Here is a 23,933-nt window from a genome sequence, read left to right as displayed (position 1 = left end):
CGTTCCGCTGACGGGACGGGTGTGACAGCAGGGGTTCCACACCGTACGTGACCACCCCGAAATGGTGCGTGAACGTCTCATGAACTGCCCCTGGGCGTACGCCGATGGCGTCATCATGCTCCCGTGCGCTCCTGGACGGATGCTCTCCGTTTCGCCTTCCAGCCGGTGGTCAATCTGACCACCGGTGGGATCACCGCACTGGAGATCCTGGCCCGCCCCGAGACCGGTGACATCCTCGCCGAAGCCCGCCGAGACCCCGAACTCGACGGCAGACTGGCCGTGTTGGCCCTGCGCGCCGCGGCACGCAAGGAGGCGCTGCTGCCGCTGCACATCAACGTGTTCGCTGCCACGCTCGCCGACCTGGGCGGCATCGGCCCGCTGGCCGGGGCCATCCGCGAAGCCGGACGGACGCCCTGGGAGGTGACCCTGGACATCGTCCCGCCGTACACGCACGTGCCGCACCGGGCCCTGCTGGAGGCCGTGGCGACGCTGCGCGGCCAGGGCTTCCGGATCAGTGCCGACGGCATCGGCGACGGGGACGTGCCCCTGCGGCTGCTCACCGACCTCTCCCCCGACCTGATCAAGCTGGACGCCTCGCTGCTCAGCCGGCCGGCCGCGGTGCGGGCGATGCGGACCCTGTGCGAGGAACTGGGCGCCCTGCTGTCCGTCGAGGGCGTGGAGACCGAACTCCATTACGCGGCCGCGCTGTCGGCCGGTGCCCAGCTGGGCCAGGGCGAGCTGTTCGCGCCCCCGGCCCGGATCCCGGTTGCGGAAGTGTACGTTCCGCCGCGCTCGGCCGCCGCCGTGCCCCCGCCGCGCTCCGGTCCGTTCGTGCGGGAGTTCATCCGGCCCGCCGCGCTGCTGCCGGTCACCGCGTCCGCGCTGCAGGTGCGGGCCCTGCTGACCGGCTCCCCGGACGTCTCCGGCGTCCTTCTGGTGGACCAGACGGGCGCCCCGGTCCGCTCGGTGCACCGCTCCCGCTTCCTGCTGTCGATGTCCGGCCGCTACGGACACGCCCTGTACGCGGACCGCCCGGCCATCAAGCTGGGCGACGCCCCGCGCACGGTCGGCGTCGACGCGACCGCCTGGGAGGTCCTGGACGTGGTGGCCGTCGGCGGCCGGGACCGCACCTCCGACGATGTGGCGGTCGTCGACCGGCTCGGGCGCTGCGTGGGCGTCGTACGGCTCGCCGACCTCGTACGCGCCCTTGCCGAGACACGCGTCGAGGAGGCGGCCGGGCTCAATCCGCTGACCCGGCTGCCCGGTTCGGACGCGATCACGGGCGAGGCGGACCGGTGGATCGCGGAGGGCCGTGTCTTCGCCCTGAGCTGGCTGGACATCGACCACTTCAAGCAGGTGAACGACGGTGCCGGGTTCGCCGCGGGCGACGAGCTGATCCGTGCGGTGGGACAGGCGCTGCAGCAGACCGTCGCCGGCCACGCGCGCGTGGGGCACATCGGCGGGGACGACTTCCTGGTGCTCGCCGACGAGGAGGGGCTGGACCGGCTGGTGGCCGACGTGCTCGACGCGCCCTGGTCCGCGGGCGGCCGTCCCGTCACGCTGTCCCTGGCCACCGTCGTGTGCGGTCCCGGCAGCGTGGCCGACCACCGGGAGGCGGCCGCGTGTCTCGCGCCGCTCAAGAAGGCGGCCAAGGCGCTGCACGGGACGAGTTGGGTGCTGGGGCGGGCGGGACTGCCCGGGTACGAGATCCGGCGCGGCTCCGGCGCATATCCGGCCCAGGCCGGCTATGCGACGGTGGAGCCGTGAAAGCCAGTTTCCGGCGGGTTGCCTGTCATCGTTGCCGTCGGCGACCTTGACGCTCCCTGAGTGCCGGTGAAAACTTCCGGTGTCGGTCGACATCGCCGTACATTCTCGGCGTAATCAGGCACTGCGCCATGGGCCGCTCCTGTCGTGAGGTCCGTTCCCCCATGGGCGATTCGGCTGCTACGGCACGCTCGTCACAGACGCCGGGCGGGGCGCGGGACCTTCCCTGCCTTCGGCTGACGTCGCCAAGGGAACCGTTCCTGCTCAAGCGCCGGGGTCGATCCTCCGGCCAGCGCCCTAGGAGCCGCCATGAGCAACGGAGACATATTCGTCGGCGAAGTCATCGGCACGGCCATCCTGATCCTGTTCGGTGCCGGTGTCTGCGCCGCGGTCACCCTCAGACACTCCAAGGCGCGGGCCGCGGGGTGGGTGGTGATCGCGTTCGGCTGGGGATTCGGTGTCCTCGCCGGCGCCTACACCGCCGCTCCCCTCTCCGGCGGCCAGCTCAACCCCGCCGTCACCATCGGCATCGCCGTCGACACCGGCGAGTGGGGCAAGGTCTGGGTCTATCTGCTCGGCCAGTTCGCCGGCGCGATGCTCGGCGCCGTTCTGACGTATCTGGTCTATCTGGCGCAGTTCCAGGCCAACGTGCCCGACGAGGACACGGCGGAGGAACCGACGCCGACGCTCGGCATCTTCTCCACCATCCCGGAGGTCCGGAACCCGGTCGCCAACCTCATCACCGAGATCATCGCTACGATCGCGCTCGTCCTGCCGGTCCTGGCGTTCGGACTGACCAAGGGGCTCGGCGAGTCCGGCATCACCGTACTGATCGTCTCGCTGCTCGTCGTCGGCATCGGACTGTCCCTTGGCGGGCCCACGGGCTACGCCATCAACCCGGCGCGCGACCTCGGCCCCCGGATCGTGCACACCTTCCTGCCGATCCGGAACAAGGGCACATCCGACTGGGGTTACGCCTGGATCCCGGTCGTCGGCCCCCTGGTCGGCGGGGCGCTCGCGGGCCTCATCTACAACGCGGCCTTCTGAAACGTGGCCTTCTGATCCCACGCAGCCTTCCGACCCAGCGACCAAGGGGTAGCCATGACGGACACCGCCGAGAAGTACGTCGCCGCAATCGACCAGGGCACGACGTCGAGCCGCTGCATCATCTTCGACCACGGCGGCGCCGTCGTCGCCGTCGACCAGCGCGAGCACCGCCAGATCTTCCCCAAGCCGGGCTGGGTGGAACACGACGCCACCGAGATCTGGTCCAAGGTGCAGGCCGTGGTCGCCGGGGCGCTCGCCAACGCGGGGCTGCGCGCCGACCAGCTGAGCGCGCTCGGCATCACCAACCAGCGCGAGACGACGGTCCTGTGGGACCGCGCCACCGGCAAGCCCGTGCACAACGCGATCGTCTGGCAGGACACGCGCACCGCGGCCCTGTGCGGCGAACTCGGCGGCAGCGACGGCCAGGACCGGTTCCGCGATCAGACCGGACTGCCCCTGGCCAGCTACTTCTCCGGGCCCAAGGCGGCCTGGCTGCTGGACAACGTGCCCGGGCTGCGGCACCGGGCCGAGCGCGGTGAGATCGCCTTCGGGACCATCGACTCCTGGCTGATCTGGAACCTCACCGGCGGCACGGACGGCGGCCGGCACGTCACCGACGTCACCAACGCCGGGCGGACCATGCTGATGAACCTGGAGACACTCCAGTGGGACACCTCCATCCTGTCCGCGATGAACGTCCCCGAGGCGGTCCTGCCCGAGATCAGGTCCTCCGCCGAGGTGTACGGCACCGCCGTCGGCCAGCTCGCGGGGGTGCCGGTGGCGTCCGCGCTGGGCGACCAGCAGGCGGCGGTCTTCGGACAGGCCTGCTACGACGTCGGAACGGCGAAGAACACCTACGGGACGGGCAGTTTCCTGCTGCTCAACACCGGCGAGCGGCCGGTGCCGTCGAAGAACGGGCTGCTGACGACGATGGGCTACAAGATCGGCGGTGCGGCGCCGGTGTACTGCCTTGAGGGGTCGATCGCCATAACGGGCGCGCTCGTCCAGTGGTTCCGGGACCAGCTCGGCATCATCCGCACCGCCGACGAGATCGAGACCCTGGCCGCGAGCGTCGACGACAACGGCGGCGCCTATATCGTGCCCGCCTTCTCCGGTCTGTTCGCGCCCTACTGGCGCTCGGACGCGCGCGGGGTCGTCACCGGGCTCACCCGGTACGTCACGAAGGCACATCTCGCCCGCGCGGTGCTCGAGGCGACCAGCTGGCAGACGCGGGAGGTGGTGGACGCCATGTACCAGGACTCCGGGGTGCAGATCACGACCCTGAAGGTGGACGGCGGCATGACCAAGAACAACCTGCTGATGCAGCATCAGGCCGACGTCCTCGGGGTGCCGGTGATACGGCCCCGGGTCTCCGAGACGACCTGCCTGGGCGCCGCCTACGCGGCCGGCCTCGCGACCGGCGTGTGGAAAGACCTCGACGAACTCAAGTCGCACTGGCAGAAGGACGTGGAGTGGACGCCCGCCATGGAGGCGCCGGTGCGCGACAGGGAGTACGCGAACTGGCGCAAGGCGGTGGAGAAGAGCTTCGGCTGGCTGGAGGACGGCGAGTAGCGCCCGCCCCGGGACCACGGCCCGTACCCCGGTCGGCGGGGGTACGGGCCGTGCCGGCGGGTCAGGTGGTGACGGTCTTGCGGTGGCCGGCCGCGTACGCCATCGCGTGCTGGACGACGCCGATGAGCACCTCCTTGACCGACTCGCGGCCCCGGGCGTCGCAGAGCACGACCGGTACGTCCGGGTCGAGGTCGAGGGCCTTGCGGATGTCCTCGGCCGGGTAACGGTCCGCACTCTCGAAGCAGTTGACGCCGACGAGGAACGGTATGGAGCGCCGCTCGAAGTAGTCGACGGCGGCGAAGCTGTCCTCCAGGCGGCGCGTGTCGGCGAGCACGACAGCGCCCAGCGCGCCCTCGGACAGCTCGTCCCACATGAACCAGAACCGCTCCTGTCCCGGTGTGCCGAAGAGGTAGAGCACCAGGTCCTCGCGCAGGGTGATGCGGCCGAAGTCCATGGCGACGGTGGTGGTGTGCTTGCCCTCGACGCCGTTGGTGTCGTCCACCGGTCGCCCGGCCTCGGTGAGAACCTCCTCGGTGCGCAGCGGCCTGATCTCGCTCACCGCGCCGACCAGGGTCGTCTTGCCCACACCGAAGCCGCCGGCCACGAGGATCTTGAGCGTGACGGGCTGGACCGGGGGCTTGCCGCGCTCAGATCGCCCGAAGATCATCGATCTCTTCTCCTGCTCGATGGGTGTCGGGTGACGGACGTCCGTATCCGCCGCCACCTGGGGTTTCGATGACTAGTACGTCGTCGGGGCCGACGTCCGCGCTGTCGCTGCCGGCGAGTTCGGTGACCGTGCCGTCGGCCCGCTCCACCCGGTTGACGCCGAGCGCGCCCGGTTCGCCGCCCGCCATGCCGTACGGCGGGACGCGGCGGTGCTGGGACAGGGTGGAGACGGTCATGGGTTCGAGGAAGCGGATCCGGCGCACCGCGCCCTCCCCACCGTGCCAGCGGCCCGCGCCGCCACTGCCCCGCCGTACGGCGAACTCGTCGAGGCGGACGGGCAGTCGCCACTCAAGGACTTCCGGGTCGGTGAGCCGGGAGTTGGTCATATGGGTCTGTACGACGCTCGCGCCGGGGAAGCCGTCGCCGGCTCCGGATCCGGAGGCGACGGTCTCGTAGTACTGGTGGCGGTCGTTGCCGAAGGTGACGTTGTTCATGGTGCCGGAGCCCTCGGCCTGGACGCCGAGCGCCGCGTAGAGGGCTCCGGTGATGGCCTGGGAGGTCTCGACGTTACCCGCGACGACGGCGGCCGGCGGCTCGGGGGCAAGCATCGAGCCGGGCGGCACGACGATGTCCAGGGGCCGCAGGCAGCCGTCGTTGAGCGGGATGTCGTCGGCGACCAGGGTGCGGAAGACGTACAGCACGGCGGCGTTGACGACGGAGAACGGGGCGTTGAAGTTGGTCTCCAGCTGCGCCGAGGTGCCCGTGAAGTCGATGGTCGCGCGCCGGTTGTCGCGGTCCACGCGTACGCGTACGCGGATGACGGCGCCGGAGTCGGTCTCGTAGGCATATTCGCCGTCGTCCAGGGCGTCGATGACGCGGCGGACGGCTTCCTCCGCGTTGTCCTGGACGTGGCGCATATAGGCCTGGACGACGTCGAGCCCGAACTCCTCGATCATGCGGCCGACTTCGTCGACGCCCTTGCGGTTGGCGGCGATCTGGGCGCGCAGGTCGGCGAGGTTGGTGCGGATGTTGCGGGAGGGGTAGCGGGCCTCGGCGAGCAGCCGGCGGGTCTCGGCCTCGCGGAACAGGCCGTTCTCGGCGAGGAGCCAGTTGTCGAAGAGGACGCCCTCCTCGTCGATGGTGCGGCTGCCGGCGGGCATCGAGCCGGGGGCGATGCCCCCGATCTCGGCGTGGTGTCCGCGGGAGGCGACGTAGAAGAGGATCTCCGGGGCCGTGCCGGGGTCACCCTCCGTGTCCGCCGTGCCGTCGGTGCCATCGGTGTCGCCGGTCCCGCCGGTCCGGCCGGTACCTTCGGCGCCGAAGACCGGTGTGATCACGGTGACGTCGGGGAGATGCGTGCCGCCGTGGTACGGGTCGTTGACGGCATAGGTGTCGCCGGGGCGAATCGAGGTGCCGCGGCGGCGGATGACCTCTTTCACGCTGGTTCCCATGGAGCCGAGGTGGACGGGGATGTGCGGGGCGTTGGCCACCAGGTTCCCGTCCGGGTCGAACAGGGCGCAGGAGAAGTCCAGGCGTTCCTTGATGTTGACGGACTGTGCCGTCGACTCCAGCCGGGCGCCCATCTGTTCGGCGATCGACATGAAGAGGTTGTTGAAGACCTCAAGCAGAACCGGATCTGTTTTTGTGCCGAGATCGGAACTCTGCGTAACCGCCGCGCGTTCCATGACCAGATGCCCGTCGTCGGTCGTCCTGGCCCGCCAGCCGTCGTCGACGACGGTCGTGGCGCTGGCCTCGGTGATGATCGCCGGGCCGGTGACGGATTCGCTGGGGGGAAGGTCCTCGCGGCGGTGGAGGGGTACGTCGAGCCAGGCGCCGCCGGTGTGGAGGCGGACGGTTTCCGGGGCGGCGGGACGGCCTTCGTACGGGGCGAGGGCGGAGAGATCGGGGGGACTAGTGATGCCGGTGGCTTCCACGGAGAGGGCTTCTACGACGACGGGGCGGTCGAGCGTGAAGGAGTACGTGGCGCGATGACGTTCTTCGAAGGCGTGTTTCATCGCGTCCGGCTCGGTGAGCTCGACGGTGAGGGTGGTGTCGGTGCCGTCGTAACGGAGCTGGGCGCGGCGGGTTACTTCGATGCGGTCCGCCGGGACGTCCTCGGCGAGGAGTTCGGAGCGGGCCGCGGCCTCCAGGTCGTCGGCGGTCTTGCGGACGCCGGGCATGGAGGCGGGCTCCAGTGGAGCCTCGACGGACTGTTCGCGCATGGCGGTGGTGTCGGCGAGGCCGATGCCGAGCGCGGACAGGACGCCGGCCATGGGCGGTACCAGGACGGTGCGGATGCCGAGCGAGTCAGCGACCATGCACGCGTGCTGCCCGCCGGCCCCGCCGAAGGTGGTGAGGGCGTAGCGGGTGACGTCGTGCCCCTTCTGGACGGAGATCCGCTTCACGGCGTTGGCGATGTTGGCCACGGCGATGCTCAGGTAGCCCTCGGCGACCTGTTCCGGGGTGCGGTGGTCGCCGGTCTGTTCGCTGATCTCCCTCGCGAGGCCGGTGAAGCGGTCGCGGACGAGGTCGGCGTCGAGAGGCTGCTCGCCGCCGGGTCCGAACACGCGGGGGAAGTGGTCGGGCTGGATCCGGCCGAGCATGACGTTGGCGTCGGTCACCGCGAGCGGGCCGCCGCCCCGGTAGCAGGCCGGGCCGGGGTCGGCGCCGGCCGAGTCCGGGCCGACGCGGTAGCGGGCGCCGTCGAAGTGCAGCACCGAGCCGCCGCCCGCGGCGACGGTGTGGATGTCCAGCATGGGGGCGCGCAGTCTGACGCCCGCGATCTGGGCGGTGAAGACCCGTTCGTACTCGCCGGCGAAGTGGGAGACGTCGGTGGAGGTGCCGCCCATGTCGAAGCCGATGACGCGGTCGAAGCCGGCGAGCTGCGACATCCGGGCCATGCCGACGATCCCTCCGGCCGGCCCGGACAGGATGGCGTCCTTGCCGCGGAACTGCCCGGCCTCGGCGAGCCCGCCGTTGGACTGCATGAACATCAGCCGTACGCCTTCGAGTTCGTCGGCGACCCGGCGGACGTAGCGCCGCAGTACGGGCGACAGGTAGGCGTCGACGACGGCGGTGTCGCCGCGCGGGACGAGTTTCATCAGCGGGCTGACCTCGCTGGACAGCGAGATCTGCGGGAAGCCGGTGCGGGCGGCCAGCTCGCCGATCGCCTCCTCGTGGGCGGGGTGGAGATGGCTGTGCATGCAGACGACGGCGACGGCGCGGATCCCGTCGTCGTACGCCTCCCGGAGCGGGCCGGCCAGGGCGTCGAGGTCGGGGGCGCGCAGGACGGTGCCGTCGGCGGCGATGCGCTCGTCGACCTCGACGACCCGTTCGTACAGCAGCTCGGGCAGGTCGATGCGGCGGGCGAAGATGCGGGGGCGGTTCTGGTAGGCGATGCGCAGGGCGTCGCGGAAGCCGCGTGTGATGACGAGAAGGGTGCGCTCGCCCTTGCGTTCCAGGAGCGCGTTGGTGGCGACCGTGGTGCCCATGCGGACGGCGTCGACCTGGTCGCCGGAGCCGTCGAGGAGCTCACGCACGCCCGCCACTGCCGCGTCGTCGTACCGCGCGGGGTTGTCGGAGAGCAGCTTGTGGGTGAGCAGCCGGCCGTCCGGGCGCCGCGCGACGACGTCGGTGAACGTTCCGCCGCGGTCGACCCAGAACTGCCAGCCTGTCACGTCACCACTCCGCTTCCGCGCCGGTCACAGCGCCCGGAGGCCGTTGATCACGTCGCGCAGAATACTCTCGTCCACCAGCTCGGCCGGGGGCACCGGGCGGTTGACGTGGACGAGTTCCCCGTCGACGAGGTCGCCGATGAGGACCCGGACCACTCCGATGGGCAGATCGAGTCCGGAAGCCAGCTCGGCGACCGACTGCGGGGTGTCACGGCACAGCTCGACGATGTCCACGTGCTCCGGGGACAGCGTGCGGTCGTCCTCCGGGTCGTCCGCGTGGGGCTCCGTGACGACCACCGCGATGAGATCGAGGCGGTGCTGGGCCGCACTGGTGGTGCGGCCCCGCGTCATGGCGTACGGACGGACGACCGGTCCGGCCTCGTCGTCGAACCAGTGGCTTCTTCCCTGACCGTCTCCGCTCATGTCATCCCACTACCCGCCCGAGGGCAGATCGGTGCGTGGAGCGGACGCCAGATGTGCGCCGACCCGCTTGACCAGGAGTGTCATCTCGTACGCGACCTGGCCGACGTCGGAGTCGGCGTCGGAGAGGACGGCGAGGCAGCTGCCGTCGCCGGCCGCCGTGACGAACAGGAAGGCGTCGTCGAGCTCGACCACGGTCTGGCGGACGCTGCCCGCCTCGAAGTGGCGGCCCACGCCCTTGGCGAGGCTGTGGAAGCCGGAGGCCACTGCCGCCAGGTGCTCGCCGTCCTCTCTGGTGAGGTCCTTGGAGACGCCCGTGGGCAGGCCGTCGCCGGAGAGCACGACGGCCTTGCGGATGCTGGCGACCCGGTCCACGAGGTCGTCCAGGAGCCAGTTCAGCTCGCCCTTGTTCGTCGCCGTGTGGCCGGTCGCCTTCGGATCGGTCATCGACCGTCCCCCTTAGTCGTTCCTTGTGCTGTGCCGTTCCGGGACCCGTCGCCCGCGGTGTTCTCCGCACGGCCGCGCTGCCAGCCGCGCTGGAGCGAGGCCATGCGGCTGCGGACCTCGTCGGCGTCGCGCTCGACGGGTTCCGTCTCGCGCTCTGCGGGTGGGGCGGGGTCCTGTCGCAGCTGTGGGGCCAGGTTGGCCTGCCGTACCCGCCTGGGCAGCGGCCGGGTGCCGGACTCGGCCTCCGGGGGTGTGCTGCCGAGGGGCGGGACGGAGTCGTCGTTGCCGCTGCCGGAGGTGGCCGCGGAGGGGCGGGTGCGCCGGGGCAGGGCGGGGGGCCCGGAGGGTTCGTCCGGGCCGCCTGCCGGGGGCGCCGGGCGTTCCGCGACGCGGTCGGCCGGGCCGACGGCGCGCTGCGGGGACGGCTCGGTGCGGCGGCGGGAGGGCAGCGGGGCGAGTCCGCCCGGTTCGGGGCGGCCCGCGTGCGCCGGGTCCCGCTCGTCCGGCTCGGCGCGGCGGGACCGCTGCTCGGTGACGGGCTTTCCGTGCGAGCTGACCAGCTTGGGAGTACGCCTTGTGGGCATCGGCACGGGGCCGCTGAGACGCTCGTCGTGGAAGCCGTCGGTGGTCTCGGGGGCCGGCTGGTGCAGCTCACTCACGAAGGGCGCGGTGTCGTCGTCGGTGCTGGCGAGGGAGCGGCGGTGGCGGAACAGACCGCCGCGTTCGCTGTCCACTTCGGTGAGGGCGCCCGGGAAGTCGTCCACCGCGTCCAGGTCGACGGGTGCCTCCAGCTCGACCGGGCCGCCGAGGAGCGCGGCCGGCAGCCCGGGCCGCTGCGCCGGCCCCTGGGTCCGGGCGGTGGCGCGGCTCTCCTCGGGTTCGTCCTCCGTGGCGGGCCGGGCGCGGTCGAGGCGGAAGCCGATCCCGTTGGTGTCGGGGACGTCGTCGGACAGCAGTACGTCGGGGATGAAGACGACGGCGGTGGTGCCTCCGTAGGGGGACGGCTGGAGCGAGACGCGGACGTTCTGGCGCTGGGCGAGGCGGCTGACCACGAACAGTCCGAGCCGGTCGGTGTCGGAGAGCTCGAACTCGGGGGTCTCGGCGAGCCGCAGGTTGGCGTCGAGGAGTGCCTCGGCCGCCATGCCGAGGCCCCGGTCGTGGATCTCCAGGGTGAAGCCGTTGGCGACTCGCTCGCCGAAGACCTGGACGGCGGTGTGCGGCGGCGAGAACACCGTGGCGTTCTCGAGGAGTTCGGCCACGAGGTGGGTGAGGTCGGCTACGGCGGGGCCGGTGACGGCGACGCGGGGCAGCCGGCGGACCTCGATGCGCTCGTAGTCCTCGACCTCGGCCACGGCGGCCCGCACCACGTCCATCAGCTGAACGGGGCGCCGCCACTGCCGCGAGGGGGCGGCGCCGGAGAGGATCACCAGGCCCTCGGCGTGCCGGCGCATCCGGGTGGTGAGGTGGTCGAGGCGGAAAAGGTCGGCGAGTTCGTCGGTGTCCTCGGTCCTGCGCTCCATGGTGTCGAGCAGGGTGAGCTGCTTGTGCAGCAGTACCTGGCTGCGGCGGGCGAGGTTGACGAAGACCTCAGAGACACCGGAGCGCAGTTCGGCCTGCTTGACGGCGGCCTCCACGGCGGCGCGCTGCAGGGTGTTGAGGGCCTGGCCGACCTCGCCGACCTCGTTCTTGTCGTATACCAGGCGCGGGACCTCGGTCTCCACGTCGACCTGTTCGCCCGCGGACAGCCGGCGCATCACGCTCGGCAGTCGGACCCCGGAGGCCTCGTGCGCCTCCTGGCGCAGCAGTCGCAGGTCGCGGATGAGGCTCCGGCCGACCCGCACCGACACGACCAGCGAGAACAACACGGCGACCAGTCCGAGGACGCCGACGACGGCCGCCTGGACGATCACGGTGAAGGCGGTGGGCCGGACGCGGGCCTGGTAGCGGTCACCGACCTGGTCGTCGAGGGTGCGCAGTTCGTCGAGCACATTACCGGCGGCGGTGTCCCAGCTCTTGGCGCTGACGTCGTTCGACACACCGGATCCGGCGTCGATGACGGACTGCTCGGCGGTCCGCAGCGGGGCGGTCGTGGCGTTCTTCCAGAAGCGGTCGAAGCGGTCGCGTTCCGACGACGGCAGCTGCGGCAGGCTGACGTCGTACAGGAGGGTGCGCTGGGCGACGAGGTCGGAGATCTCGCGGGTCTCGTCGCGGGAGATCTTCCCGACCACGAGGGCGGAGCCGAGCAGGGCGTCCTCGCGGGAGAGTAGTTCGCGGGCGCGGGAGATGTTGACGAGGGCCTGGGCCTGCTTGTCCATGTCGACGTCGTTGATCCCGTGGAGGGAGGCGAGCAGCGTGTAGCAAGGGTCGACGACGCGGTTGTAGAGGTCGAGGGCCTGGGTGCGGCTGACGGTGCCCTGCTCGACGCTGCGGCGCAGGGCGTTGATGCCCTCGAACGCGTCGAGTACGGCGGTGAGGTGCTCACCGTCGTCGGCGTCCAAGCCGTCGCGGAGGCTCCGCTTCCCGGCGTTCTTGCGGAGTTCGGCCACGGCACTGTCGGCGGCGGCGCGCGTGCGGCGCAGGGCGGCGAGCGCGTCGGCGGCCCGCGGATCAGCTAGATAGACGAGGGTCTGCCGGCGTTCCTGCTGGAGGACCCTGACAGTGTCCTCGGTGGGGTAGCCGATGTTCTCGACGATGTCCGACACCTGGAACAGCTGGGTGACCTCGCGCCCCGTGAGCACGGCCGCGAAGCCCCAGACGGCCGTCAGGGACACCAGCGGCACGAGAAGCAGCGCCACGATCTTCCGGCGGATGGACTTCCCGCGAAAGCGCATGGCCTCCCCCAGCTCGACCCCCGCCGACCGGGGGTACACATGTACGGCAACAAACGGCGCGAGCCTACTACCGCCACATGGATAACTCGAAGACGTGTCCGGGCGGTGAACCTCCGCCTCGGCGCCGAGACATGGGGAACGGACAGGGAGAGATGTCCGGGCATTGCGGGAGATTGCCGCCGCGATCGCGCCGACTTCGCGCGAGTGACGGCGGGAACGACACGAAGGATCAGTTGGCTGGAATTTTTCACTGGTTGGGAATCTTCGGGCGAGTTCGTTCGTCCTTGTTGATGGGCGAGGGGTGCGAAATCGGCCACAGGAGCAGCATCTCGCATCCGGGCGGCGTAAAACAGCGCAAGCCGGGCAGCCACTGGGGAGCCGGGGTCGTCGGACACCGGTGCGAGGGGGTCTGTCGGCGGTGGGGAGTGACACCTTGATGGGGACGGCTCAGCGGCGCTTGGCGCCCGAGGACGGCACGGCGGCACGCTCGACGGTGCGTCCGGTGCCCGGAGTGCCGGACGCCGGCCTTTCGCCGGACGGCGGCCACGCGGAGTTCTCCGGCGCGCGAGCGCGCACGCAACAGCAGGCGCAGTACCGGCCGTTGTGGGTGGAGGAGCCCGCCAAGCGGTACCGGATGCCGGATCCGGTGCGTACGTCGGCGGTGCGGGCGCTGATCATCATCGCTGTCACGCTGATTCAGGCCATGGTGGCGTTCTTCTGCACGATGGCGGAGTCCTGGCTGGCGTTCCCGATGGTGATCAGCAGCGTGGCAAGCACGGTGGTGGCCACCTGGAGCGCGGTCGACGTCTTGGTGACCCGCCAGGTGTGGAACCAGCGCAATGGCGTGGTCTCGGATCCGAGCAGCACGGCACGCTCGCTCCGCCGCGAGCGTCGCGCGTCCCGGCGGCAGCAGCGGGCCGCCGAGCGCGAACAGGAGCGGATACGGCAGCGAGGCGGCAGCACCGGGCAGCTGTCCCACCTCTGAGGCAAGCACGGCCGCCTGAGGACGGGGCTTCAGGCCGACGGCCTCTTGAACATGCGGGTCGCCGTGATCTCGCTGTGCCCGGCCTCCCCCGCATGCGGCTGCTGGGGCAGCCCGGGCCGGAGGTGCTCCTCCACGCGGATGTACTTCAGTCCGGCCCTGAGGTCGGCGTCGTTCCGCAACCGGATGACCAGCGGGAACTCGGCCAGCGCGGTGGTGTCGAACAGTCCGGTGGTGTACAGCAACTGCACGCCCAACGCGTCCGACACGGCCCGCTGAAGCTCCAGCAGATAGGTCGCGTTGGCCCGTCCGATGGGGTTGTCGAGGAACAGCGTCCCCGCGTGCCGGTGCTTGTCGCGCCCGCGGTCGTTGGACCTGAGCGCGGCCATGGTGCAGTACAGGGCGATGGCCGCCGTGAGCAGCTGACCACCGGAGAACACGTCCCCCATCTGCCCCACCGGCACCCGCTCCGCGCGCAGAACGGCGTCCGGCTTGAGGATCTCCACGGCGACCCCCTTGGGCTGCAGGGCCGCCGCGACTCCCCTCAGCAGCAGGGACATTCCGTCCCGCCGCAGGTCGGAGTTCTTCTTCACGGCGGCCCGGGTCGCCTCGTCGATGACCTCGCCGAGCCGCTCGCTGAGCGTGGCCTGGTCAGGCTCCTCGAAGCGGATGCGAAGGAACTCCTGCCCGGACCACTCGCCGAGCCCCTCGGGCAGCCGGGAGAGCCGCTGGGCGGACCGCAGGGTCGCGAGGGCCGACTCGACGAGCCCTCGCAGCCGGTCCACGATCGAATCGCGGTTGCGCTCCAGCTGGGCCAGCTCGTCGGTCAGCACCCGCAGTCGGGGTGCGAAGGCGTCCGCCCACTTCTGGGCGTGCTCGGGCAGCGAGGAGGCGGGCAGTTCACGGATCTGCTGCCGCGCGGGCGTACGGACCGCTTCGTACCGCGTGGAGTTGGCGTGCCGTACGAGCACATCGCTCGCCTCGCGTACGGCGGACTCGGCGGCGGAGAGATCACCGGCGCAGCCGCGCAGCGACCGGCGGGCCTCGGCCGCGGACTGCCGGGCCTCCTCCAGGCTGCCGGGGTAGGGCTCGGGCTGCTCCTGCTCGTCCCCGGTGGTGTGTTCACGCAGCAGGTCGCGGAGCATGGCGGCGATCTCGTCGAAGCCACCGGCCGCGTCCTCGGCCGCGCGGTGCGCGTCCAGCAGCTCGGCGTGCGTCTCGCGGGCCTGCGTCAAGGCCTCGGTGCGCGAGGCCAGTTCCGCCGTCGCCGTGCGCAGCAGGGCCTGCGCGTGTTCGGCGTCGCGTGGCTGGAGCTCCTCGGGCAGCTCGGTATGCGCCTCGCCGTCCTCGGGGGCATGCCGCTCGGCCTCGCCGCGCAGCCGTCCGAGCTGCTCACTCGCGGTGGACATCCGGGTCTCCAGGAGCTGCACCAGCTCCTCCGCGCGGGCGGCGGCGGCCTGCCGGGAGGGCCCGTCGGAGCCGTCGGGCGACCGGAGCAGCTGCTCCGCACGCGTGCGCACCTTGTTGCTCAGCCGCTCCAGCTCCGCGAGCGCGGCGCTCTCGTCGCTCTCCGCGCGGGCCTGCTCGGCGCGCAGGTCGGCGCCGACGCCGACCTGCTCGTACAGCTGTGAGGCGGCCCGGTAGGCCTCACGCAGGGCGGGCAGCGAGGCCTTGGGGGCGTCCTCGTCGGATTCAGGTACGTCGTCGGGGGCGCCGGCGATCTCGGCGCGCTCGGCGCGCAGCGCGCGGGCGGTGCGGCGGGCGTCGTCGGCGGCGCGCTGCGCGGCGCGCCGGTCCTCGTCGGCGGCGCGGGCGCGCTCCAGGCAGGACTGGGCGCGGGCCTCCGACGCGGTGGCCTCGTCGGCGAGTTCCCGCAGCTTGACCTGCCAGCCGGCCCGCTCACGCAGCCGGAACGCGAGGCCGGCGAGGGCGTCGGCGGCGCGCCGGGCCTTCTGCGCGGCCTCCTGCCGTTCGTCGCGCACCCGGGCGGCCTCGGCAGCGGCCTCCTCGGTCTCGGCCCGTACGGTCCGCGCCTCGGCCAGCTCGGCCTCGGACTCGTCGGCGAACGCGCGCGCCTCCCGGGCGGCCCGCGCCAGCTGCCCGAGCCGCCCGGCCGGACAGCCGGTGCGCCAGGAGGCGAGCCGGGCCGTCAGCTCGCGGTCCTTGCCGAGCCGGGCGGCCAGGGTGCGGATCTCCTCGTGCCGCTCGGCGGCCCGGGCGCGCAGCGCCTGCCGCTCCTCGTCGGCGGCGTGCTCGTCGTGCATGGCCGGGTTGGGCGGTACGAGGAACACGTCGCCCGGCGTGGCCTCGGCCGGCGGGGTCGGTGCGAGCAGCGCGGCGGCCGTGCCGACGGCGACGGCGGAGCGCGGCAGCAGGGCCGCTTCGCTCAGCGTCTCCCGGGCACGCGCGTGGGTGTCCGGGTCGGTGATGATGACGCCGTCGACGAGTTCGGGGCGGGCGGCGAGCACGCGCGCGTGGTCCGTCGGGTCGACGGCCTGGGCGAGGTACCGCCAGCCGGGCAGCGCCGGGATGCCGTGCTCGCCGAGGTACTCGACGGTGGCCAGCACATCGGGGCCGGGCGGCAGCAGCCCGCCGTCGCCGAGGGCGCCGAGGATCCGGGAGTCGTCGGCGGCGGCGGTGCGCAGTTCGAACAGATGCCGTTCGGCGGAGCCGACGGCGTCGTCGAGCAGTTCGCGCAGCTCGTCGGCGAACCGGTCGAGTTCCTCGACGGTGAGGGCCCCCTCGGCGGTGAGAGCCCCCTCGGCGCCCTCGGCGCCCTCGCCCCGGGGCCGGGGAATGGTCGTACGCGAACCGGTGAGGCCCAGCAGCTCGGTGAGCCGTTCCTCCGCCGCCAGAGCCTCTGCCAGGCGTTTCTCGGCGTCGTAGGTCCGCTCGGCGGCCGTCGCCGCGTCTGCCGCACGGGCGGCCGTGAGTTCGGCGCGGGACTCGGCGGAGGCCGCCTCGCGCGCGTGCTCGGATGCCTTGCGGGAGGCCTCACGGGCGGTGTCCCAGGCGGCGACGGCCGTCTTCTCGGCGTCGCTGGCCGCGAGGGCGGCACGGGCCGGGTCGGCGTCCGGGGCACTGTCGTCGAGCCAGCCCGCGCGGACGGCCTCCGCGGTCTCCTGCTCGACCTCGCTGAGGCGCTGGCGCAGATGCCCGGTCTCGCTGCGGGCGCGCTGCGCCTCGGTTGCGGCGGAGGTCGAGTCCCGGTAGGCGGAGTCGCTGACCTCCTGGAGGGCGGCGGACCGCTCCTCCTCCTCGTTGGCGAGGTACTCCGCGCTCCCGGCGGCCGCGTGCAGGGCCCGTACGAGATCGACGGCGGCCTTGGCGCGAGCGGCGAGCGCGGGGGCCGCGTCCCGCTCGGCCTCCTGGATGGCGGCGGCCACGCGTGCGACACGGTCGGCGGCGGCGCGGTGGCGCAGCACGCCTTCGGCGCCCTGCCAGGCGGAGTGCAGGGTGCGGGCGTCGGCCAGCTCGCGCTTCTGCGCGGCGGCGGACTTCTCACCGGCGGCCAGTGCCAGCGAGGCGTGCCGGTAGGCGAGTTCGGCGGCGATCAGCGCGCTGCGCTCGCGGGCGCCCTCGGAGTGCGTGACGGCGTGGGCGGCGGCCGTGACGCGCTGGGCGAGGTCGGCGGCGCCCACCCGCTCCTGCGCGCCCCGGGCGGACAACCGGCGCGCGAGCGTGCGGGTACGGCGCTCCGCGCCCGCGTGGACGTCACGCGCGCGTGCCCGTGCCTCGGCCGCCTCGACGATCCGCCCCAGCAGATCCACCGACCCGGCGGTGAAGTTCCGTTCGGCGATCAGCTCCGCGCGCCGCCCCAGCTTGTGGCCGAAGCCTCCGACCAGGTCGGCGAGCCCGTCGGTGTCCCGGGTGTCGGTCACGGCCCGCAGCAGCAGGTCGGTGAAGTCGGAGTCCTTCTTCACCGCGAACAGGCCGGCGGCCTCGCCCTCGTCGGCGTTCATCTCCCGCTGGTAACGGAAGAGTTCTGGGTCCAGGCCCAGGTCGCCGAGGTGCTCGATCCAGCGGTCGTGGATCTCCTCCCAGTGCACCTCCAGATGCGGATACGCCTTGCCCGCCTCGGTGATGGCGTCCCGGAAGCCCTTCATGGTGCGGCGCCGCCCCTGCGCCCCGGAGGCACCCTCCACGGGCGGCCGTACGGCGGTGGACTCGGCGACCGGCAGATTGTCCAGGGAGAGCCCCGGCCCGGGCCGGAACGAGTACCAGGCCTCGGCGAACTTCCGCGGGTCGTTGGAGACCTGCCGGCCCCGCCACTCGCTGACCTTGCCGACGACCACGCACTCACCGGTGAGGGTGTGCTGCCACTCCAGGGCGACATGCCCGCAGTCGTCGGCGAGCAGGAACTTGCGCAGCACGCCCGAGCTGGCGCCGCCGAGGGTGTTGCGGTGGCCCGGCAGCATCACCGAGAAGATCAGCTTGAGCAGTACCGACTTGCCGCCGCCGTTCTCCAGGAAGAGCACACCGGCGGGCGCGGGGCGGCGCGGCGGGCCGACCGGCTCCTCCTCGAAGAACTCCGCCTGGGTGGGGGCCGGGTCGGGCACGGGCTCACCGACGCCCCGCAGGTCCAGCACGGTGTCGGCGTAGCGCGCACCGGCTGGCCCGATGGAGTAGAGGCGGACGCGGGACAGCTCGTACATGGCGGACTCTCGTAAGTCTTGGGAAAGATGCGGTCGTTCTGGACGGTCAGGAGTGGAACGGCAGCCCGGCGTCGGCGGCCAGGTCCTCGCTGTCGTCGGCGGGCAGCAGGCTGGCCGTGCCGTCGGTGACCGGGACGATGCCGAGTTCCAGCAGTTCGGCCATGGCGGCGCTGCCGGCCATGTCCCGCACCTGGAGCTGGTAGCGGGCCGTCGTGCGGTAGGTGCCGCCCTGGTCGTCGCCAGTGCGCTGGAGAAACCCCGAGTCGGTGAGGAAGGCGACCGCCTTGCCGATGATGCCGGTCGTGGAACCGGCCAGCCTGCGGGCGTCCTTGGTGGCGCCGGTCGCGCTGCGTCTGGCCCAGATCCGCCAGGCGGCCTCCAGGCCGGGCGCGTCGGTGGCCGGGTCGGTGTTCTCCCCCAGCGCCTCGGCCCGCTCTTCCAGGCGGCGGCAGGCCTGCCGGACGAACGCGTCGACGCCGTTGACCGTGATCCGCCCGATGTAGCCGTCGTCGGCCAGGTCCTCGGGGCGCGGGAACGCCAGCGCGGCGACGGCGAGATGGGCGAGCCCGTGCAGGAACCGGTCGCTGCCGTCCGCGGACGTACGACGCGCGTAGTCGCCCATGCGAACAGCGAACACCGAGTCCTCGGCGGCGGTCACGGCCATCCCCGCGCGGGGCGACACCTCCAGCACCACCAGCCCCAGCCCGGCGGCCACGGCATCCGCGAGCCGAGCGAACGCCGGGTCCTCCCTGTAGCGCCGCAGCAGCTCGGTGTACTCCTGATCACGCGCGGGCTGCAGCTTGGGTTGCAAACCGAAGGCGACGAGCCGCGCGGCATCGGCGGCGTCGGCCGGGGTGACGGCAGCATGGGCCGACCCGGCAGACACCTCAGCCTCGACGTACTCGCTCACAACGACAACTCCTCAGTCTTGAAAACAGGGCCGAGCACAAGCGCCCCCTCAGGGGCGCGGGGCTCTGACATGTGCGGCTCCGCCGCGGCCGCGAGCAGCCGGCGAGGGCCCGTACCCGGCACCCGGCATCACGCGGCCTCTGTCCGATCCGCCGCCATCCCCGCCGCATCCAACTGGGCCGTCCCCACAATCAGATCGGCCCCACCGAACTCGGAATCATCCAGCTCGGTCCCGTCGTCCACGGCGAACAGCAGCTTCTCCTCACCCTGCCGATACGCCGTACCAACAGCCGGACTGGCCGCATGCACAGCCAACAGAGCGACCAGGTAAGGCAGCTCCGCATCCCGCTTACGCGCCTCCGCCAACAACCCCGACAACCGCCGCGGCGCGTCCGCCGGAAGGTCCAGCAACTCCATGGCCGCCGCCAGCTGCTCCTCGCTGAACCGGCTGTCGTCCGGCGTAGCGATGAGGTCCGGCTCCGGCATCTCGGCGCCCAGATGCTCCCGCTCCACCGGCGGCGTCAGCAATATGTCGACAAGGTCACCCACCCGCACCGACACCGGCGTCCGCAGCCCCGTCCCGCACGTGAAGAACGCCCCCGTGACCCGGCTCGCCTGCTCCAGCGGCAACGGCAGCAGTGGCGCGAGGAGGTGCCCGTACAGGTCTGTCCCCGATGTCGTCATGGGCGTCGCGAACGCCTGCCGGTCCTGTTCCGCGCGGAACAGCGGTCCGGCCTCCAGCAGACGCGACTGCAACTGCGTGTGGCGGCGGATGCAGTCCTTGACGATGTCGACGAGCTCGGCGGCACGCCGCTTGTTCTCCGGGTCCTCGGTCTCGTCGCGGGCCTTGCGGATGTTGGTGAGGATCGCGTTCTCGTGCCGGTAGCGGTCGCCGACGTGGTCCAGAGCCTCGGCGATCATGTCGGGAACGGCGTTGAGCCAGTCCACCGCGCGGACATTGCGCCGGGTGGCCTCCAGGGCGCGGCGCAGGGTCTCCGAGTACTGCACGGTCCGGTAGCGGGCCTGCTCGGCGGCGAGCTGGGCGTCGGCGAGGCGGCCGCGGTTGATCAGCACCTCCAGCTTGACCTCGGCGGCGATCTGGGCGCTGGTGACGTCCGTGTCGAGGGCGCCGACCAGGACGTTGACCGCCTCGTCGGTCGTCCTGAGGTACACCGTGCCGCCGGGGCCCGGCACCTCTTCGATCAGCTTGAAGTCGTAGTCCCGGCGGACGTACGACCCGTCGGGCGCGAAGGTGCCGTACACCGCACGAAAGCCGCGGTCGACGCTGCCGACGTTGATCAGGTTCTCCAGGACCCAGCGGGCCACCCGCTCGTGCTCGGCGACCGGACGCCGCGGGGCCTGGGCGGAGATACGCGGGATCAGCCGGGCGACGATCTGCTCGTGGTCGGCGCCGGTGTCGAAGTCCATGTTGAGCGTGACCAGGTCGATGGCGGCGAGGGCCACCTCGGCCATGCCGTACACCGAGTACTCGCCCGCGAGGTTCGCCTTGCGCATGTCCAGGTCGTGCAGCGGCGCGGTGCAGGCGAGCGCGCGCAGCCGCCGCGCCAGCCCCTCGTCGGCGGCCGGCCCCGGTGCGGGGCGCGGCCCCGCGCTGGGCTGGGGCGGAACGCTGTCCGTCGTCGCAGGCGAAGTCACGGTGCACAGACTAGGTCCTTGGTCTGACAACGACCCAAACGACGCGGGTGGCTCCGCCGGCGGGACCGAGCGACGGCGGTGGCTCTTCAGGTCCCGGCCGGTGGGGGTTGGTCGCGCCCACGCGGCGGAGCCGCACATGTCCCCGACCCGCGCTCCTTACGGGGTGCTGTCCTCGCCCACCCTGCGGCGGTAGACCTCCACCACTCGTTCCAGTGAGTCCATGAGGTATGTCTCCAGCATGCGTTCGGCGCCGCGCTTGTCACCCCGCTCAAGGGACTGCAGGAACTCCCGGTTACGAGCCAGGTACGGCTCGTGCAGGGCGTGTGGGTCGTCGACGACGTGGAACGCGAGGCGGAGTTCGGCGAAGACGCTGCGCATCAGTTCGTCGGTGCGTTCGCTGCCGGCCAGGGCGACCAGTTCCCGGTGGAAGTGGATATTGGCCGTACCCACTGCTTTCCAGTCATTTCCGGCTGCCGCCCGCTGACCTTCCGTGACCGCCGTCGACAGTCCCTCCAGGGCGTACGGCGGTTCACCGAGGCCGCGTACGACGGCGCACTCGACCAGGGTCCGGGTGCGGTAGATGTCCTCGACGTCCTCGACGGTCAGGACCCGGACGAAGACGCCCCGGTTGAGTTCGTGGACCAGCAGGCGTTCGTGGGTGAGCAGCCGGAACGCCTCGCGCAGGGTGTTGCGGGAGACGCCGAGCGCACCGCCGATGCCGTCCTCCGACAGGCGGGTGCCTGGCGGGAAGTAACCGTCGGCGATACGGCTCCTGAGGATGTCGGAGACCCGTTCGGCGGTGCTGGTGCGCCCGAGGAGGGCACGGTCGTCGGCCAGTCCCGTCAGCTGCTCTGCCATGCCCGGAATTCAACCGCAGACACAGGAACGAAACAACACGGGTATTGAAGGATCGTTGAACGATCCTCTACGGTGCTCAACACCCTCACCTTGGCACGGCACCGCACTGCTCAGTCCCGCACCCTCCGTTCCCTCTTCTGCGAGGTGCCCATGAGCACGACCCCTCCACCGCAGGCCCTGACCTCCGACGCACACCCGGGCAAGGGCGAACGAACCGCCGAGGACGGCGCGTTCGGCTGGCTGCGCGCCCTCGGTCCGCGCGGCCGGCGCGCGTTCGCCGGTGCCTTCGGCGGATATGCCCTGGATTCGTACGACTACTTCACCCTGCCGCTGAGCATGGTCGCGCTCGCGGCCTACTTCGGCCTGGACAGCGGCCAGACCGGCCTGTTCACCACCGTGACCCTGGTGGTCTCCGCGGTCGGCGGAGCGGCGGCGGGCGTGGTCGCGGACCGGGTCGGCCGGGTCCGCGCCCTGATGATCACGGTCATCACCTACGCGGTCTTCACGGTGGCCTGCGGCTTCGCGCCCAACTACGAGACGCTGCTGGTGTTCCGCGCCCTCCAGGGCCTCGGCTTCGGCGGCGAGTGGGCGGTCGGCGCGATCCTGGTCGCCGAGTACGCGAGCGCCCGGCACCGCGGCCGCACGCTCGGCGCGGTCCAGAGCTCCTGGGCCGTCGGCTGGGCACTCGCCGTGATCGTCTACACGCTGGTCTTCTCGTTCGTCGGCGACGACCTGGCCTGGCGGGTCATGTTCTGGACCGGCGCGCTGCCCGCGCTGCTCGTGGTGTGGCTTCGCCGCCAGGTGCACGACGCTCCGCAGGCGGTCGCGGTACGTGAACGGAGCCCGCGGCGCGGCTCGTTCGCCGCGATCTTCCGCCCGGGTACGGCCGAGGCGCCGGGTCTGCTGCGCACCACGGTCTTCGCGGGCCTGCTGTCCACGGGTGTCCAGGGCGGCTACTACACGCTGGCGACCTGGGTCCCGACGTATCTGAAGACCGAGCGCGGTCTGTCGGTCGTCGGCACCGGCGGCTATCTGACCTTCCTGATCTCAGGGGCCTTCCTCGGCTATCTGACCGGCGGTTACCTCACCGACCGGCTGGGCCGGCGCCGCAACATCTGGCTGTTCGCGCTGCTGTCGGCGGTCTGTGTGCTGGCGTACGCGAACATCCCGGACGGCGCCAACACGCTGCTCCTGGTGCTCGGTTTCCCGCTCGGCTTCTGCATGTCGGCGATCTTCAGCGGCTTCGGTTCGTATCTGAGCGAGCTGTACCCGACGGCGCTGCGCGGCACCGGGCAGGGCTTCACCTACAACGCGGGCCGCGCGGTGGGCGCGGTCTTCCCCACCCTGGTGGGGTTCCTGGCCGACAGTTGGGGCGTGGGCGGCGCGCTGGTCTTCGGCGCGGCCGGGTACGGGCTCGCCGCCCTGGCCCTGTTCGGACTGCCGGAGACCCGCGGGAAGGAACTGGCGTGAACCGTACCGAAGACCACCTGCTTCCCGTCACCACGGAAGACCACTCTCACGCCGTCACCGCCGAAGACCAGTCTCACGCCGTCACCGCCGAAGACCGCCCTCGCACTCTCGTCGCGGAAGACCGTCCTGTCACCCTCGTCGACGAGCATGCGCACGCGTGGAGCCCGAAAACCGCCCGGGCCCGCTTCCGGGAGGGCCTCACCGGCGCCACCGCCGGGGTCGCGGCCGGTCACACCCAGGCCAACCTGATCTCGGTGCCCGCCGACTGGGCGTACGACACGCTGCTGTTCTGCCAGCGCAACCCCAAACCCTGCCCGGTGCTCGACGTCACCGACGCCGGCGCCACGGCCACCGTGCTCGCGGACGGCGCGGACCTGCGTACCGATCTGCCGCGCTACCGGGTGTGGCGGGACGGGGAGTTGGTGGACGAGCCGACGGACGCGACAGCGTACTGGCGGGACGATCTGGTGTCGTTCCTGCTCGGGTGCAGCTTCACGTTCGAGTGGGCGCTGGCCGAGGCAGGTGTGCCGATCCGGCATGTCGAGCAGGGCCGGAACGTACCGATGTACGTGACCAGCCGCCCGTGCCGTCCGGCGGGGCGGCTGAGCGGGCCGATGGTGGTGTCGATGCGCCCGGTTCCGCCGCAGCATCTGTCGGCCGCGATCCAGGAGAGCAGCCGGCTCCCGGCGGTGCACGGCGGCCCCGTGCACTGCGGCGATCCCTCGGCGCTCGGCATCGACGACCTCGGCCGGCCCGACTTCGGCGACCCGGTGGACGCCGGTCCGGACGACATCCCGGTGTTCTGGGCGTGCGGGGTGACCCCGCAGGCGGTGGTGATGGGCTCCCGGCCGCCGTTCGCCATCACGCACGCGCCGGGTCAGATGTTCATCAGCGACGCCCGCGACGAGCAGTACCGCGTCGCCTGACACGAGAGACAGCGGATCCAGTGACCTCGATCGACCTGAACTCCGACTCGGCGAGG

Annotated in this window: 15 protein-coding genes; 6 read left to right on the top strand and 9 right to left on the bottom strand. The window is 71.9% G+C overall.

The genetic code is table 11. The features are described 5' to 3' along the window. Positions 1 to 123 precede the first annotated feature (123 nt). The 3 genes from ABZ396_RS30445 (at position 124) to glpK (ending at position 4,383) form a co-directional block, all read left to right on the top strand. A complete protein-coding gene (locus tag ABZ396_RS30445; RefSeq protein ID WP_358926511.1) occupies positions 124 to 1,767 on the top strand; it encodes a GGDEF domain-containing protein in 1,644 nt (547 codons plus the stop codon). Positions 1,768 to 2,073: 306 nt separating this feature from the next. Then, positions 2,074 to 2,811: an MIP/aquaporin family protein gene (locus tag ABZ396_RS30440; protein ID WP_358926512.1), complete on the top strand. Its 738-nt coding sequence runs from the start codon at positions 2,074 to 2,076 to the stop codon at positions 2,809 to 2,811. 54 nt (positions 2,812 to 2,865) lie between these two features. After that, positions 2,866 to 4,383, top strand: coding sequence for a glycerol kinase GlpK (glpK, locus tag ABZ396_RS30435; protein WP_358926513.1), 1,518 nt, complete (start codon positions 2,866 to 2,868; stop codon positions 4,381 to 4,383). Positions 4,384 to 4,444: 61 nt separating this feature from the next. Here glpK and ABZ396_RS30430 read toward each other — a convergent pair whose 3' ends face one another. From ABZ396_RS30430 to ABZ396_RS30410, 5 genes are read right to left on the bottom strand one after another with little or no spacing between them, the layout of a single operon-like run. Next, on the bottom strand, positions 4,445 to 5,050 hold the full coding sequence (locus tag ABZ396_RS30430) for an ATP/GTP-binding protein (RefSeq protein ID WP_358926514.1): 606 nt from the start codon (positions 5,048 to 5,050) through the stop codon (positions 4,445 to 4,447). Then, positions 5,031 to 8,726, bottom strand: coding sequence for a hydantoinase B/oxoprolinase family protein (locus ABZ396_RS30425; RefSeq protein ID WP_358926515.1), 3,696 nt, complete (start codon positions 8,724 to 8,726; stop codon positions 5,031 to 5,033). The genes ABZ396_RS30430 and ABZ396_RS30425 overlap by 20 nt, the downstream gene beginning before the upstream one ends. 24 nt (positions 8,727 to 8,750) lie before the next feature. Next, a complete protein-coding gene (locus ABZ396_RS30420; protein WP_358926516.1) occupies positions 8,751 to 9,146 on the bottom strand; it encodes a DUF742 domain-containing protein in 396 nt (131 codons plus the stop codon). Between the two features lie 9 nt (positions 9,147 to 9,155). Next, complete coding sequence (locus tag ABZ396_RS30415; protein WP_358926517.1) at positions 9,156 to 9,590, bottom strand: roadblock/LC7 domain-containing protein; 435 nt, start codon at positions 9,588 to 9,590, stop codon at positions 9,156 to 9,158. Then, entirely contained in the window at positions 9,587 to 12,421 is a 2,835-nt protein-coding gene (locus ABZ396_RS30410) for a nitrate- and nitrite sensing domain-containing protein (protein WP_358926518.1), read from the bottom strand. Before ABZ396_RS30410 ends, ABZ396_RS30415 begins: the two co-directional genes overlap by 4 nt. 436 nt (positions 12,422 to 12,857) lie before the next feature. On the opposite strand from ABZ396_RS30410, the gene ABZ396_RS30405 reads away from it, so the two are divergent. Continuing rightward, a complete protein-coding gene (locus ABZ396_RS30405) occupies positions 12,858 to 13,406 on the top strand; it encodes a hypothetical protein (RefSeq protein ID WP_358926519.1) in 549 nt (182 codons plus the stop codon). Positions 13,407 to 13,435: 29 nt separating this feature from the next. Here the strand turns inward: ABZ396_RS30405 and ABZ396_RS30400 are convergent, their stop codons facing one another. From ABZ396_RS30400 to ABZ396_RS30385, 4 genes are all read right to left on the bottom strand, one after another. After that, positions 13,436 to 18,058 carry a hypothetical protein gene (locus ABZ396_RS30400; protein ID WP_359186405.1) on the bottom strand — a complete coding sequence of 1,541 codons (4,623 nt, stop codon included), beginning with the start codon at positions 18,056 to 18,058 and terminating at the stop codon, positions 13,436 to 13,438. Between the two features lie 46 nt (positions 18,059 to 18,104). Next, positions 18,105 to 18,968: a hypothetical protein gene (locus tag ABZ396_RS30395; protein ID WP_358924593.1), complete on the bottom strand. Its 864-nt coding sequence runs from the start codon at positions 18,966 to 18,968 to the stop codon at positions 18,105 to 18,107. A gap of 128 nt (positions 18,969 to 19,096) precedes the next feature. Continuing rightward, positions 19,097 to 20,623 carry a hypothetical protein gene (locus tag ABZ396_RS30390; RefSeq protein WP_358924592.1) on the bottom strand — a complete coding sequence of 509 codons (1,527 nt, stop codon included), beginning with the start codon at positions 20,621 to 20,623 and terminating at the stop codon, positions 19,097 to 19,099. A 156-nt stretch (positions 20,624 to 20,779) separates the two neighbouring features. Beyond that, on the bottom strand, positions 20,780 to 21,481 hold the full coding sequence (locus ABZ396_RS30385; RefSeq protein ID WP_358924590.1) for a GntR family transcriptional regulator: 702 nt from the start codon (positions 21,479 to 21,481) through the stop codon (positions 20,780 to 20,782). A gap of 150 nt (positions 21,482 to 21,631) precedes the next feature. Here ABZ396_RS30385 and ABZ396_RS30380 point away from each other — a divergent pair, with 150 nt between their 5' ends. Together ABZ396_RS30380 and ABZ396_RS30375 are read left to right on the top strand one after the other, a co-directional pair. Next, on the top strand, positions 21,632 to 22,951 hold the full coding sequence (locus tag ABZ396_RS30380) for an MFS transporter (protein ID WP_358924588.1): 1,320 nt from the start codon (positions 21,632 to 21,634) through the stop codon (positions 22,949 to 22,951). Then, entirely contained in the window at positions 22,948 to 23,877 is a 930-nt protein-coding gene (locus ABZ396_RS30375; protein ID WP_358924587.1) for a putative hydro-lyase, read from the top strand. Before ABZ396_RS30380 ends, ABZ396_RS30375 begins: the two co-directional genes overlap by 4 nt. The last annotated feature ends 56 nt before the right edge of the window (positions 23,878 to 23,933 follow it).

Source organism: Streptomyces sp. NPDC005866 (genome assembly GCF_040629895.1).
Lineage (GTDB): Bacteria > Actinomycetota > Actinomycetes > Streptomycetales > Streptomycetaceae > Streptomyces.
Note: the sequence above shows the minus strand (reverse complement) of the source record. Positions and strands in the feature narration are given on the sequence as shown.

What these genes read in the sequence shown, in the direction of transcription:
- ABZ396_RS30440 (WP_358926512.1), top strand. Translation starts at nt 2,074, where the DNA reads ATGAGCAACGGAGACATATTCGTCGGCGAAGTCATCGGCACGGCCATC.
- glpK (WP_358926513.1), top strand. Translation starts at nt 2,866, where the DNA reads ATGACGGACACCGCCGAGAAGTACGTCGCCGCAATCGACCAGGGCACG.
- ABZ396_RS30430 (WP_358926514.1), bottom strand. Translation starts at nt 5,050, where the DNA reads ATGATCTTCGGGCGATCTGAGCGCGGCAAGCCCCCGGTCCAGCCCGTC.
- ABZ396_RS30420 (WP_358926516.1), bottom strand. Translation starts at nt 9,146, where the DNA reads ATGAGCGGAGACGGTCAGGGAAGAAGCCACTGGTTCGACGACGAGGCC.
- ABZ396_RS30415 (WP_358926517.1), bottom strand. Translation starts at nt 9,590, where the DNA reads ATGACCGATCCGAAGGCGACCGGCCACACGGCGACGAACAAGGGCGAG.
- ABZ396_RS30410 (WP_358926518.1), bottom strand. Translation starts at nt 12,421, where the DNA reads ATGCGCTTTCGCGGGAAGTCCATCCGCCGGAAGATCGTGGCGCTGCTT.
- ABZ396_RS30405 (WP_358926519.1), top strand. Translation starts at nt 12,858, where the DNA reads ATGGGGACGGCTCAGCGGCGCTTGGCGCCCGAGGACGGCACGGCGGCA.
- ABZ396_RS30400 (WP_359186405.1), bottom strand. Translation starts at nt 18,058, where the DNA reads ATGTACGAGCTGTCCCGCGTCCGCCTCTACTCCATCGGGCCAGCCGGT.
- ABZ396_RS30385 (WP_358924590.1), bottom strand. Translation starts at nt 21,481, where the DNA reads ATGGCAGAGCAGCTGACGGGACTGGCCGACGACCGTGCCCTCCTCGGG.
- ABZ396_RS30380 (WP_358924588.1), top strand. Translation starts at nt 21,632, where the DNA reads ATGAGCACGACCCCTCCACCGCAGGCCCTGACCTCCGACGCACACCCG.